Source organism: Achromobacter sp. CF-sbj1-Ac2-l (assembly GCF_052698165.1).
In genome coordinates this window covers 1,136,550-1,150,061 of the sequence record NZ_CP199855.1, presented here as the reverse complement: position 1 = coordinate 1,150,061, position 13,512 = coordinate 1,136,550, and the positions used below count along the sequence as shown (strand labels likewise).

Below are 13,512 nucleotides of genomic sequence, written 5' to 3'. Positions count from 1 at the left end.
ACTGCAAAACCGCCTGATTGTACGATAATTGTCTAGGATTAATACCCAAAAATGGCCTTGATCCCCATCAACCCCGAGAAGTCCGCCGATCCATGTCCGCTGCCCAGACCGCTCCTTCCGCACCGCAAACACGCTTCGATGGCACCGATCGCTACGTTGCCACCGATGACCTCAAGCTCGCCGTCAATGCCGCGCTCACACTGCAGCGCCCGCTGCTGATCAAGGGCGAACCCGGCACCGGCAAAACCATGCTGGCCGAGGAAGTGGCGCGCGCGCTGGACCGCCCCTTGCTGCAGTGGCACATCAAGTCCACCACCAAAGCGCATCAGGGTCTTTACGAATACGACGCGGTGTCGCGCCTGCGCGACTCGCAGCTCGGCGACGAAAAGGTCCGCGACATCCGCAACTACATCGTGCAGGGCACGCTGTGGCAGGCCTTCGAGGCCGAGCAGCCGGTGGTGGTGCTGATCGACGAGATCGACAAGGCCGACATCGAATTCCCCAACGACCTGCTGCGCGAACTCGACCGCATGGAATTCCATGTGTACGAAACGCGCCAGACCATCGCCGCGCGCCACCGCCCGCTGGTCATCATCACCTCCAACAACGAGAAGGACCTGCCCGACGCCTTCCTGCGCCGCTGCTTCTTCCACTACATCCGCTTCCCCGACCGCGAGACCATGCGCGACATCGTCGCGGTGCACTTCCCCGAACTCAAGCAGGACGTGCTGCGCGCGGCGCTCGACACCTTCTTCAGCCTGCGCGACGCGCCCGGCCTGAAGAAAAAGCCGTCGACCTCCGAACTGCTGGACTGGCTGCGCCTGCTGCTGGCCGAGGACGTCAGCGCGGCGCAGATCGACGCGCACACCGCCACGGCGGTGCCGCTGATGGCTGGCGCCCTGCTCAAGAACGAACAGGACGTGCACCTGCTGGAACGGCTCGCCGCCATGACCCGCGGCACCCAGCGCCGCTGACGCCCTCCTCGCGGCCATCATGCTGATCGACTTCTTCTACCTCCTGCGGGCACACAAGCTGCCGGTCTCGGTGCAGGAATACCTGACGCTGGTGGACGCGCTGCGCCAGGACGTCATGACGCCGACGCTGGACGACTTCTACTTCCTGGCGCGCACCGCGCTGGTCAAGGACGAATCGCTCTACGACCGCTACGACAAGGCCTTTGGCGCCTACTACAAGGGCATCGAGGCCGCGCTGCCGGCCGGCAAGGACATCCCGCTGGACTGGCTCATCAAGCAGTTCGAGAAGAGCCTGTCGCCGGAAGAAAAGGCCGCCATCGAGAAGCACGGCTGGGACAAGCTGATGGAGCTCTTCAAGGAACGCCTGGAAGAGCAGAAGGAACGCCACGCCGGCGGCAGCAAGTGGATCGGCACCGGCGGCACCTCGCCCTTCGGCAACGGCGGCTACCACCCAGAAGGTATCCGCGTCGGCGGCCAGTCGGCCGGCAACCGCAGCGCGGTCAAGGTCTGGGACATGCGCCAGTTCAAGGACTACGACGACCAGGTCGAACTGGGCACGCGCAACTTCAAGGTCGCGCTGCGCCGCCTGCGGCGTTTCGCGCGCGAAGGCGCCGAACTTGAACTGGACCTGGACGACACCATCGCCAGCACCGCGCGCAATGCCGGCCACCTGGATCTGCGCATGGTCCCGGAGCGCCACAATACGGTCAAGGTGCTGATGCTGCTGGATGTCGGCGGCAGCATGGACGACCACATCGGCCGCGTCGAGGAACTGTTCTCCGCGGCGCGCAGCGAGTTCCGCAACCTCGAGGTCTACTACTTCCACAACTGCCCGTACGAAAGCCTGTGGCAGAGCAACCGCCGGCGCCAGAACGAACGCTTCGACACTTGGGACGTGCTGCGCAAGTACAACCCCGACTGGCGCCTGATCATCGTCGGCGACGCCACCATGAGCCCCTACGAGATCCTGCAGCCGGGCGGCTCGGTCGAGCACTACAACAAGGAACCGGGCGCACAGTGGATGCGCCGGCTGCTGGATGCCTGGCCCAAGTCCGTGTGGCTCAATCCCGAGCCCACCGCGTCGTGGCAGTACCGCCAGTCGATCGCGCTGATGCGCGACATCATGCAGGACCGCATGTACCCCGTGACGGTCGCCGGACTGGAGCAGGCGATGCGGGTGCTGTCGAAGTAGCGCGACGGCCACGCAGCAAGACGCGGTCCCGGCGACGCGCTCAGCCGTCCACCGGCCGCGCCGGGGTATCCAGGGTCAATTGGTAGAACGCCAGGTCGAGCCAGCGGCCGAACTTGAAACCGGCCTCGCGGATGGTGCCGGCATGTACGAATCCGAGCTTCTCGTGCAGCTTGATGCTGCCCAGGTTGGCCGCGTCGATGCCGCCAATCATAAGGTGCACCTGGTTGGCGCGGGCGAGTTCGATGAGCACGCGCATCAGCGCCTCGCCCAAGCCCCGCCCGCGAAAGCGGCCGTCGACATAGACCGAATGCTCGACCGAATACTTGTAGGCCGGCCAGGCGCGGAACGTGCCGTAGCTGGCGAACGCCATCAGCTCGCCCGCCGCGTTCTCGAACCCCACCACGGGAAAGCCTCCGCCGGCCTTGGCCTGGAACCAGCCCAGCATCGCCTCGCGCGGACGCGGCTTGTAGTCATACAGCGCGGTCGAGGTGGCAATGGCCTCGTTGAAGATGGCCAGGATCTGGTCGGCATGGCGTTCGTGCGTGCAGTCGACCAGGATGGCGCCGTCCGGGGCGCGGTTATCAGCGTGGGAAGTCATGCGTCGGATTGTAGCGAGCCGCCCCGATCACAAGATAAAAAAAACCGGCGATCTCGCCGGTTCAGTGAGGGGACTGCCGCTTCTGGCCACTCTCAGGCGGCGCGGCTCTCCACAGATCGGTTGGCAGTGTCGGCCATGCTGCGCATCCCGGGACACTCGCGCCAGGACAATTCGTCCGCATCCATGTCCAGGTCGAACAGGTCATTGGCCGCGGGCCACGGATGCTGGCGCGCCTCGGCGCCCTCCATCTCGAGCACGTGCCCGGCAAAGCCTCGCGGCGACCCTCCGCACTCGGCGAAATAGCGCTGCGTGCTCAGGTCCACCACGTAGGTGGTCATGTCATGGGTCAGTATGGCCACGAATTGGCCGTCATCACTGGCATAAGCGTACTGAAACTGCCCTTTGATGCGGTCGCCGCTCATGGGGCTGCCGGTCAATTGGGACAAGGCACGCGTGACGATCTCGGTCAGCATGGGTCGTTCCTCCGAAAGATGCGCCGGCAGGATGCCGGCGGCGAAGGCGCGAACAACAAGCACCGTCGTCGCCCGCGGGGCGGGGGCGCGCGTTCCGGCATGCTGCCGATGCGACCCGGCGGGGCGGCGGCTGGCGTTGGACGGGAAACCTGTAGACGGCTGTCGCGCATCCCGTCGACAACAGCAACTACGTTCTGCAGAGCTTACACCCGCGCCCGCTTCGATCTCAAATCGGCCGCGCCACGCCAGGATGCTGCATCGCAACATCTCGGCAGGACGAGGCCTGCCGACGCTTATGCAGCGGCAAACGGCTCCCTGCCAGCGCCTGCGTCACCATTTTTCTGCGCATGCCACGCCTCTCGCGCCAGCCGGTACAGCACGTGCGTCTTCAAGGGATGGCCGTCCGGCACCGCCGGATGCTCGAAGCGCTGTGCATCTTCGCGCATGCCCAGGCGCCGCATCACCGCGCGCGATGGCTCGTTTTCCGGCACCGTGAACGCCACGATCTCGGGCACGCCAACCTGCTCGAACCCCACCCGCAACGCCGCCTGCGCGGCCTCGCTGGCATAGCCCCTGCCCCAGTAGGGCGCCGCCAGGCGCCAGCCGATTTCCACGCCGGGCGCGAACGGCAGCGTCGGCGCCAGCGCCTTGATGCCGACGAACCCGATGAACGGCGCGACGCCCGGCGCCTCGACGGCCCAAAAGCCCCAGCCGTATTCATCGATGCCGGCGGCCAGCCGGTCGGCCAGCGCGTCGCTTTCCGGCGCGGTCAGCGGCAACAGGTAACGCGTCACGCGCGCATCGGTATTCATGGCCGCGAACGGCTTGCGGTCGGCCGCCAGCCACTGCCGCAGCACCAGGCGGGGAGTCTCAATTTCAAGGGATAGCGACATGCGCGTTTTTTCCAGACGGAACGACAGGCCGGCGCGCCAGGGGCGGGCCCCTGAACCATTCACACCGTATACACTCCAACGGATTCTGCCATGCCAAAGGAATAGTCCGCCATGCGCCTGTCCATATCGAAGCTGCCGCGCCCCCTGGGCGCGCTGCTGTTCTCATCCTTCCTGGCCTTCCAGGCCGGAGCCGCCAGCCTGCCGGCCGGCGTCACGGAGGCCGCCTCGATTGAAGGCATCACCGAATACCGCCTCAGCAACGGCCTGCGCGTCCTGCTGGTGCCCGACGAATCCAAGCCCTCGACCACGGTCAACATGACCTATCTGGTCGGCTCGCGCAACGAGAACTACGGCCAGACCGGCATGGCCCACCTGCTCGAACACATGCTGTTCAAGGGCACTTCCACCACCCGCAACGCCATGGGCGAATTCTCGCGCCGCGGCCTGCAGGCCAACGGCTCGACCTCCAGCGACCGCACCAATTATTTCGCCAGCTTCGCCGCCAATCCCGACACCCTCAAGTGGTACCTCGGCTGGCAGGCCGACGCCATGGTCAATTCCCTGATCGCCAAGGAAGACCTCGATTCCGAAATGACGGTGGTGCGCAACGAGATGGAAAGCGGCGAGAACAGCCCTTTCCGCATCCTCATGCAGAAGATGCAGGCGGCCGCGTTCCAGTGGCACAGCTACGGCAAGAACACCATCGGCGCCCGCTCCGACGTCGAAAACGTCGACATCGGCCAGTTGCGCGCGTTCTATCATGAGTACTACCAGCCCGATAACGCGGTGCTGATCGTGGCCGGCAAGTTCGATCCGCAGGCCACGCTGGCCGACATCGAGGCCACGCTGGGCAAGCTGCCCAAGCCCGAGCGCAAGCTGCCGCCGGAATACACCGTCGAGCCGGCCCAGGACGGCGAACGCGCCGTCACGCTGCGCCGCACCGGCGGCACGCCGCTGGTCGCCGCGATGTACCACATCCCGGCCGCCGGCAGCCCCGACTTCGTGCCGTTCGACCTGGCCACCACCATCCTGGCCGATACGCCGTCGGGCCGCCTCTACCACGCGCTGGTGCCGACCAAGCTGGCCTCGGGCGTGTTCGGCTTCACCATGGAAAACCTGGATCCGGGCCTGGCCATGTTCGCCGCCCAGTTGACCCCGGGCAAGAACCAGGACGCCGCCATGAAGGCGCTGACCGGCACGCTGGAAGATCTCGGCAAGAAGCCCTTCACCCAGCAGGAACTGGACCGCGCGCGCAGCAAATGGCTGACCTCCTGGGAGCAGACCTACAGCGATCCCGAACAGGTCGGCGTGGCGCTATCCGAGGCCATCGCCGCCGGCGACTGGCGCCTGTTCTTCCTGCAGCGCGACCGCGCCCGCAAGGCCACGCTGGCCGAGGTGCAGCGGGCCGCCACCACCTACCTGGTGCAAAGCAACCGCATCGAAGGCCGCTACATCCCGACCGACAAACCGGTGCGCGCGCCGCAGACCCAGCGCGTCGATCTGACGGCCGTGTTCAAGGACTACAAGGGCGATCCCGACTTCAAGGCCGCGTCCGCCTTCGATCCCACCCCGCAGAACATCGACCGCCTGACCCAGCGCAAGACGCTCGACCTGCCCAACGGGCCGGTGCAGTTGGCGCTGCTGCCCAAGGCCACGCGCGGTAACCGCGTGCAGGCGCAGATGCTGATCCAGTTCGGCAACGAGAAAGACCTGCTCGGCCAGCGGGTGAATTCCAGCGCCGTGGCCGACCTGCTGACGCGCGGCACCGCCAAGCTGTCGCGCCAGGACATCCAGGACCGCCTCGACAAGCTGCAGGCCGAGCTCGGCTTCAGCGGCGGCGGCACCACGCTCAAGATCGCCATGTCGACCAAGCGTGAAAACCTGCCCGAACTGACCCGCCTGGCGCTGGACATCGTGCGCAACGCCAACTTCCCCAAGGAACAACTCGAGGAATACCAGCGCCAGCTCGAAACCTCGATCCAGAACGCCATGACCGAACCGCAGGCCCTGGCCGGACGCGCCCTGGCCCGCCAGGACAATCCGTGGCCCGCCGACGACCTGCGCTACGTGCCGACGTTCGAGGAATCGCTGGCCGGCGTGCGCGCGCTGAACCGCGATGCGCTGGTCAAGTTCCACGCCAAGTTCTATGGCGCCGGCAAGATCGAATATTCGGCCGTGGGCGATTTCGAGCCCGAAGCCGTCGAAAAGGCCGTCAAGGATGGCCTGGCCGGCTGGAAGCGCGCCCCCGCCTACACCCGTGTCGGCAATCCGTACCGCGACATCCCCGCCAAGCAGTTCGACATCGAGACCCCGGACAAGGCCAATGCGTTCTACATCTCGCGCATGCCGCTGAAGTTGCAGGATACGGACGCGGACTACCCGGCCCTGTACCTGGCCAATTACCTGTTCGGCGCCTCGGAAACCTCGCGCCTGTGGAACCGTGTGCGTGAAACCGAGGGTCTGTCCTACAACGTGCGCAGCTCGCTGTCGGTCTCGTCGTTCGAACCCAGCGCCAGTTGGACCATGTATGCCATCTACGCGCCGCAGAACCGCGAGCGCCTGGAAAAGGCCATCGGCGAGGAACTGGCCCGCGTGCTCAAGGACGGCTTCAGCGACAAGGAGATTTCCGACGGTATCACCGCGCTGCTGAACTACCGCAACCTGGCCCGCGCCCAGGACGACGTGCTGGCCGGCACCTGGCTCGACTACCTGCAGCGCGGTCGCACCTTCGAATGGTCGGCCGAGATGGACAAGAAGATCAGCGCGCTCACGCCCGACACGGTCAACGCCGCCCTGCGCAAGTACCTGCGTCCCGACGGCTTCAGCACCGCGGTCGCCGGCGACTTCAAGAAAAAGACGCACTGAAGCCAAGTCTTCCTGGCATCCCAAGCCCCTGCCTCGGCAGGGTTTTTTTTTGCCCCAAAGCGCATCTCGCGCCGTTCATGGGGACGGGGCACCTGCATAACTATGCCATAGACGGGGAAATATCTTATCCAAATGTTTATTACCCACCTATTTGGAAAGATGTTTTCAAGATATACGGGTTTATCCCAGGTGGGATGACGCGCACAATTCAGTCATCGGGAACAAACAACGAACCACGACGGAGGGCCGCCGGATTCGGCCCCGTCTAACAACATTGGAGGTCATTATGAAAACCCTGACGACTACCCTTCTGATTTCCCTAGCCCTGGCTGGCGCTGGCGCGCAAGCCGCCGGTGTCGAACAAGCCAAGTCGAGCGCCCAGGTGGCGACCGAACTGCAACAGGCCAAGGTCAGCGGCCAATACACCTTTGGCGAACTGGACTACCCGCCCGCCCTGCCCCAGGCCACCAGCCTGAGCTCGCAGGAAGTGCAGGCCCAGTTGCAACAAGCCAAGACCAGCGGCGAATACACCTTCGGCGAACTGCAGTACCCGCCCGTCAAGGCGGCCGCGGCCGGCGTCAAGTCGCGTGCCGAAGTCCAGCAGGAACTTGCCCAGGCCAAGGCCAGCGGCCAATACACGTTCGGCGAGCTCGAATACCCGCCGATCACCCGGTGAGCTGCTTGCTGTAGCCCGGCCGGCCCCGGGCGGCATCATGGCTCGGGGTCGGTTTTTTCAGGTTACAGCGGCGGACCTAGCAGTGGAAGTAGCAGTACCTGTAGTCAGCAGTACGAAGTCTGTTTGGAAGAAGCAGCACCTGTAGTTAGCAGTACGTTTCGCAGTACGAAGTCTGAAGCAAGAAGTTGCAGTACCTGCAGTGAAACCGCGGCGCAAGCCGCGGTTTTTTTTCATCCGTCCAACCGCCCGCCGGTGCGCGATTGTGGCAATTCAATATAATAATTCTCATTAGCAAATAAATGAGTCCGCCTTGAGTTGCCTCCCAATCGCCCCGCCGGATCCCGTCACGGACCTCTACCGTGATCACCATGGCTGGCTGCTGTCGTTCCTGCGCCGCAAACTCAACGGCGACCGCGACAACGCGGCGGACCTTGCTCACGACACCTTCGAGCGGGTGCTGCGGCAGGACATCCGCCCCATCCTGCTGGCGCCGCGCCCGCACCTGACCACCATCGCCAAGGGGCTGGCCATCGACCAGTTCCGGCGCGCGTCGCTGGAACGCGCCTACCTCGATGCGCTGGCCCAGCAGGCCGAACCCATCTCCCCCTCGCCCGAGGAACTGGCGCTGGTGCTCGAAGCGCTGGACACCTTGTGCGCCATGATCGACGGCCTGCCGCAGCGCGCCCGCGCCGCCTTCCTCATGGCCCAGCTCGACGGCATGCCGTACGAGCAGATCGCCCGGGCGCTGCGGGTGTCCGTCAACGTGGTGCAGAAAGACATGATCAAGACCTGGCAGCGCTGTTACCAGGTGATGTACGCCTGAGCGCCCGCGCCGACGATGAACACGCAACCCCTGATTGCCCCACTGCGGGCCGACAAGCGCGTGGCGGTGCACGCCAGCGTGGTGGCGCAGGCCGCTGAATGGCTGGTGCGATTGCATGGCGATGCCGACGAGCGCACCCGCCGCGCCTGTGACCAATGGCGTCAGGCCGATCCGAGCCACGAACTGGCCTGGCAACGGCTCAGCGCCATGAGCCGGGATTTCAACCGGGTCGGCAGTCGCGCGCCCGCTGGCGCGGCGTCAAGAACGGTGCTGGCGGCCGGCGCCGACCAGGCGCGCCGCCGCAGTCTCAAATGGATGTTCGCGGGCATCGGCGCCGGCGGCGCGGCGCTGTGGCTGTGCCGCGATCCGCAGGCGCTCTGGACCGACGGCGACCGCTACCAGACCGCCGTCGGCGAACAGCGCGAGGTCACGCTGTCCGACGGCAGCGCGCTGGCCTTGAACACCGGCACCAATCTCTACGTCCAGTTCACGCGCCACGAACGCCGCATCCTGCTGCGCGAAGGCGAGATCCAGGTCACCACCGCGCCCGACCCCGAAGGCCGCGGCTTCAAGGTGGTCACCCGCAATGGCGAGCTGGTGCCGCTGGGTACCCGCTTCATCGTGCGTGACCATGCCGACAACGGCCGCCAGAGCCTGGTCGCGGTGCAACAAGGCGCGGTGGCGATCCACGCCGGCGGGGTCGAGCGCGTAGTTCGGGCCGGCGAACAGGCGCTGTTCGGCCCGGCCGGCACATCCGCCGTCGCGCCGCTGGACACCGCGACCGCGGCCTGGACCGACGGCATGCTGGTCGCCAATCGCATGCGACTGGATCGGTTCCTGGCCGAACTCGGCCGTTATCGGCAGGGCCTGGTGCAGTGCGAGTCCGAACTGGCCGGCAAGCTGGTCACGGGCGCTTTTCGTTTGGACAATACCGACGAGGCCCTGGCGCTGCTGGCGCGCGTGCTGGGAGTGCGGGTACGTTACCGCACGCGGTATTGGGTCTCGGTGGTGCCGGCCTGATCCGCGGCCGGCCCGCGCAGAAAACAAATTTGTAACCGCCCGGCAGATTTTCCAGTCTCGTTCGAAAGACAGGTAGACGGACGCGAGGCGCACGCGTTCCCTTCGCCCTTCCACGAGACAGGACCTCCGACCATCATGGCCACACCGCAACACCCGCGCGCATCCCGGCGCGGCCCATCCGCCGCGCGCCGCGCGCGTCCGCAGCCCTTCCTCGTTTCCGCGCTGACCCTGGCATTGCGCGCCCTGCCGGCCACGGCCGGCGCCGCCCTGCTGACGGCGGGGGCGCAAGCCCAGGCACAAACCGCGCCCGTCGCCGAGATCGCCTTCACCATCGCGCCGGGTTCGCTGGACGTCGCGCTCGGCGCCTTCGGACGGGCCGCACAGATCAATGTCGCGGCCGATCCCGAACTGACAGCGGGCCGCGACACCGCCGGACTGCAAGGCCGCTATCCGATCGACCAAGGGCTGCGCCAACTGCTGTCCGGCACGGGCCTGATGGCCGTGCCGGCGCCGGCCGGCGGCTACCTGTTGCGCCGCTTGCCGGTCGCGCAAGGCGACGCCTCGGTGCTGGAGCCGGTGATGGTGGTGGGCAGCCACGAGGTGACGACCGAGGGCACGGGCTCCTACACCAGCGGCGCGACCAGCATCGCCAAGGGCGCGCAATCGCTCAGGGACATTCCGCAGTCCATCAGCGTCGTGACGCGCCAACGGCTGGACGAACAATCGCTCACCTCGATCTACGACGCTCTCGCAAACACCACCGGCATCACCCTGCAGCAAAGCCCCCAGGCGGGCAAGTACGTGTATTCGCGCGGCTTTCGCAATACCTCCTACCAATACGACGGCATCCCGCTCGACCGCAGTATGTACGGCCGCGCCAGCAATTTCGGCGGCGGCACCGCCATCTATGACCGCGTCGAAGTGCTGCGCGGCGCGGCCGGCCTGCTCCAAGGCGGCGGCGAACCGGGCGGCGCGGTCAACCTGGTACGCAAGCGCGCCCTGCCCGAAGCGGGCTTCAGCGTCATCGCCAAGGCCGGCCAGTGGGACCACTACGGCATGCAGCTCGACGGCGGCGGCCCGCTGAACGAATCCGGCACCCTGCGCGGCCGCGCAGTGGTGGACTACGAGACCCGCGGCTCGTATGTGGACTACGCCAACAACCGCGACCAGACCTTCTATGGCACCCTCGAATACGACCTGACGCCCGACACGCGCGCCAGCGTCGGCTTCAGTTCCGAAACCAGCCGCGGCCGCCCCAACATGCGCGGTTTCCCCGCCTATGACGACGGCTCGCCCCTGGACGTGTCGCGCGCGTACTACATGGGCGCCGACTGGAATCGCCGCAAGTCCACCACCGAGACGTTCTACTTCGATCTGTCGCACCGCTTCAACGACAACTGGCAGGGTCGTGTCGCCGCCATCCACCTGCGCGAACGCCACGACATGAAGTTCAACAGCCCCATCCGCGAGGCCGCCGTCGGCACGAACATCAGCGCGACAGCGGCGGACATCACCGAAGCCGACATCGGCATCACCGGCGTGGACGCCAACCTGCTGGGCAAGATCGACGCCTTCGGCCGTACCCACGAACTGGTGCTGGGCGCCAACTACGCGCGCAACGATGTCAACACCGACTACGGCAGCATCAACGACTACTGGGTCGGCAACGTCTATGACTACCGGCCCGGCTCGATTCCGGAGCCGACCAAGGGCCAGCTCTACGCCAACTTCCGCGAGCACCGCGACGGCCGCGGCCTGCAGTACGGCGTGTACGGCGCCGCCCGCCTGCAGTTGGCGGATCCGCTCAAGCTGGTGCTGGGCGGGCGCGTCAGTTGGTACGACACGATCTGGGACACCCGCACCACAGGCAGCCGCTACAGCGAGAACTCGACCTACGGCAGCCGCGAGAACGGCAAGTTCACGCCCTACGCCGGGCTGCTCTATGACCTGAGCCCGCAATGGACGGCATACGCCAGCTACACCGATATCTTCAAGCCGCAAAGCGAGAAGTCCAGCAGCGGCAGGCCGCTCGATCCCCTGCTGGGCACCAACTACGAGATCGGCCTGAAGGGCGAACTGCTGGACGGCCGCATCAACACCGCCATCGCGCTGTTCCGCGTCGACCAGAAGAACCGGGCCCAGACCGACTATCGCAGCAGCCCCGATTGCGACGCCGGCTGGTATTGCTCGATCGCGGCCGGCAAGGTCCGCAGCCAGGGCGTGGACGCCGAGATCAGCGGTGAAATCCTGCGCGGCTGGAACCTGTTCGCCGGTTATACCTTCAACACCACCCGCTATCTGGAAGACGAGACCAACCAGGGCAAGCCGCTGAATTCGCTGACGCCCAAGCACATGCTGCGCGTCTGGACCACCTACAAGCTGGCGGGCGCCGCGCACCGCTGGACCCTGGGCGGCGGCGTCAATGCCCAGACCAGCAGCTACGACGCCGGCACGATCCGCGTCAACAGCCCCGGCTACGCCATCTGGAGCGCCTACGCCCGCTACCAGATCAACAACCACTGGGCCGCCTCGGTCAACCTGAACAACCTGTTCGACAAGACGTATTACACCAGTGTGGGCAGCAACAACGGCAACTTCTATGGCGAGCCGCGCAATGTCATGCTGACCCTGCGCGGCGACTTCTAGGCGCCGATAGCGCGACGCCTGCGCTGGGCGTCATCCATGCGGCGCCAAAGCAAACGGCCCGGGACCCGGATGCGAGATCCGGGCCCCGGGCCGTGGTCCGCCAGCGGGCGGCGCGGTCAGGTCAGCCGATTCAGCTAAAGAATTCCTTGACGCGATCGGTCCAGGACTTGCTTTGCGGCGAGTGGCGGTCGCCCCCGTCGTTCAGCGAGGCCTCGAACTGGCGCAGGATGTTCTTCTGGTCGTCGCTCAGGCGCACCGGCGTCTCGACCACCACGTGGCAGTACAGGTCGCCCGGATAGCTGCCGCGCACGCCGCGGATGCCCTTGCCGCGCAGGCGGAAGGTCTTGCCGGACTGCGTGCCCTCGGGGATCGAGATCTCGGCCTTGCCGCCCAGGGTCGGCACCTGCAATTCACCGCCCAGCGCCGCCGTGGTGAACGGGATGGTCAACTCGCAGTGCAGGTCGTCGCCGTCGCGCTGGAAGATCTTGTGCTGCTTGATGTGGATTTCCACATACAGGTCGCCCGGCGGGCCGCCATTGATGCCCGGCTCGCCATTGCCGCTGGAGCGGATGCGCATGCCGTCGTCGATGCCGGCGGGGATCTTGACCTGCAGGGTCTTGTTGCGGCGGATGCGGCCGACGCCATCGCAGGCCACGCACGGGTCGGTGATTTCCTTGCCGTTGCCGTGGCAGGTCGGGCAGGTCTGCTGCACGCTGAAGAAGCCCTGCTGCATGCGGACCGCGCCAGAGCCGCCGCAGGTGCGGCAGGTCTTGGGCGAGGTGCCGGGCTTGGCGCCGGAACCGTGGCAGGTGTCGCAGTTTTCCCAACTCGGTACGCGGATCTCGGTGTCGAAGCCGGCCGCGGCCTGCTCCAGCGTGATCTCCAGCGCGTACTTCAAGTCGGCGCCGCGATACACCTGCGGACCGCCGCCGCGACGGCCACCGCCGCCACCGCCAAAGATCTCGCCGAAGATATCGCCAAAGGCGTCGGCGAACCCGCCGCCCATGCCGCCACCGCCCATGCCCGCGGCGTTGGGATCGACGCCCGCGTGGCCGTAGCGGTCGTACGCGGCGCGCTTCTGTTCATCGCCCAGGACCTCGTAGGCTTCCTTGGCTTCCTTGAACTTCTCTTCGGCTTCCTTGCTGTCCGGATTGCGGTCCGGATGGTATTTCATGGCCAGCTTTCGATAGGCCTTCTTGAGTTCGTCGTCCGAAGCGTTTTTCGCCACGCCCAGGACGTCGTAATAGTCGCGTTTTGCCATGATCGGTGGGCTCGGGGGAGAGCCTTCTTTTCAGTGCTACAGAATGAGTTCGCCCGGTAGGCGGATTTCTCCGGCTACCGGGCGGCAGAGG

At 66.1% G+C, this 13,512-nt stretch carries 11 protein-coding genes; 7 read left to right on the top strand and 4 right to left on the bottom strand.

What is annotated here, in order from left to right; genetic code table 11:
- The first annotated feature begins 92 nt into the window (after positions 1–92).
- Together ACUDCK_RS05320 and ACUDCK_RS05315 are read left to right on the top strand one after the other, a co-directional pair.
- Positions 93–974: an AAA family ATPase gene (locus ACUDCK_RS05320; RefSeq protein WP_064523891.1), complete on the top strand. Its 882-nt coding sequence runs from the start codon at positions 93–95 to the stop codon at positions 972–974.
- Positions 975–993: 19 nt separating this feature from the next.
- Positions 994–2,166: a vWA domain-containing protein gene (locus tag ACUDCK_RS05315; protein WP_175167754.1), complete on the top strand. Its 1,173-nt coding sequence runs from the start codon at positions 994–996 to the stop codon at positions 2,164–2,166.
- A gap of 40 nt (positions 2,167–2,206) precedes the next feature.
- Here ACUDCK_RS05315 and ACUDCK_RS05310 read toward each other — a convergent pair whose 3' ends face one another.
- From ACUDCK_RS05310 to ACUDCK_RS05300, 3 genes are all read right to left on the bottom strand, one after another.
- Positions 2,207–2,764: a GNAT family N-acetyltransferase gene (locus tag ACUDCK_RS05310; protein WP_175167755.1), complete on the bottom strand. Its 558-nt coding sequence runs from the start codon at positions 2,762–2,764 to the stop codon at positions 2,207–2,209.
- A gap of 92 nt (positions 2,765–2,856) precedes the next feature.
- On the bottom strand, positions 2,857–3,237 hold the full coding sequence (locus ACUDCK_RS05305; RefSeq protein WP_054501733.1) for a hypothetical protein: 381 nt from the start codon (positions 3,235–3,237) through the stop codon (positions 2,857–2,859).
- A 293-nt stretch (positions 3,238–3,530) separates the two neighbouring features.
- Positions 3,531–4,130: a GNAT family N-acetyltransferase gene (locus ACUDCK_RS05300; protein ID WP_175167756.1), complete on the bottom strand. Its 600-nt coding sequence runs from the start codon at positions 4,128–4,130 to the stop codon at positions 3,531–3,533.
- 111 nt (positions 4,131–4,241) lie between these two features.
- On the opposite strand from ACUDCK_RS05300, the gene ACUDCK_RS05295 reads away from it, so the two are divergent.
- The 5 genes from ACUDCK_RS05295 (at position 4,242) to ACUDCK_RS05275 (ending at position 12,160) form a co-directional block, all read left to right on the top strand.
- A complete protein-coding gene (locus tag ACUDCK_RS05295) occupies positions 4,242–6,995 on the top strand; it encodes a M16 family metallopeptidase (protein WP_175167757.1) in 2,754 nt (917 codons plus the stop codon).
- Between the two features lie 286 nt (positions 6,996–7,281).
- A complete protein-coding gene (locus ACUDCK_RS05290) occupies positions 7,282–7,671 on the top strand; it encodes a DUF4148 domain-containing protein (RefSeq protein ID WP_049071739.1) in 390 nt (129 codons plus the stop codon).
- Positions 7,672–7,981: 310 nt separating this feature from the next.
- Entirely contained in the window at positions 7,982–8,494 is a 513-nt protein-coding gene (locus ACUDCK_RS05285; protein ID WP_196767524.1) for a sigma-70 family RNA polymerase sigma factor, read from the top strand.
- A gap of 15 nt (positions 8,495–8,509) precedes the next feature.
- Entirely contained in the window at positions 8,510–9,514 is a 1,005-nt protein-coding gene (locus tag ACUDCK_RS05280) for a FecR domain-containing protein (protein ID WP_054501736.1), read from the top strand.
- Positions 9,515–9,649: 135 nt separating this feature from the next.
- Complete coding sequence (locus ACUDCK_RS05275; protein ID WP_175167758.1) at positions 9,650–12,160, top strand: TonB-dependent siderophore receptor; 2,511 nt, start codon at positions 9,650–9,652, stop codon at positions 12,158–12,160.
- Between the two features lie 130 nt (positions 12,161–12,290).
- Here ACUDCK_RS05275 and dnaJ read toward each other — a convergent pair whose 3' ends face one another.
- The gene (gene dnaJ, locus ACUDCK_RS05270; protein ID WP_006389047.1) at positions 12,291–13,421 is read right to left on the bottom strand and encodes a molecular chaperone DnaJ; all 1,131 of its coding nucleotides are present in this window, start codon (positions 13,419–13,421) and stop codon (positions 12,291–12,293) included.
- Positions 13,422–13,512: the final 91 nt, after the last annotated feature.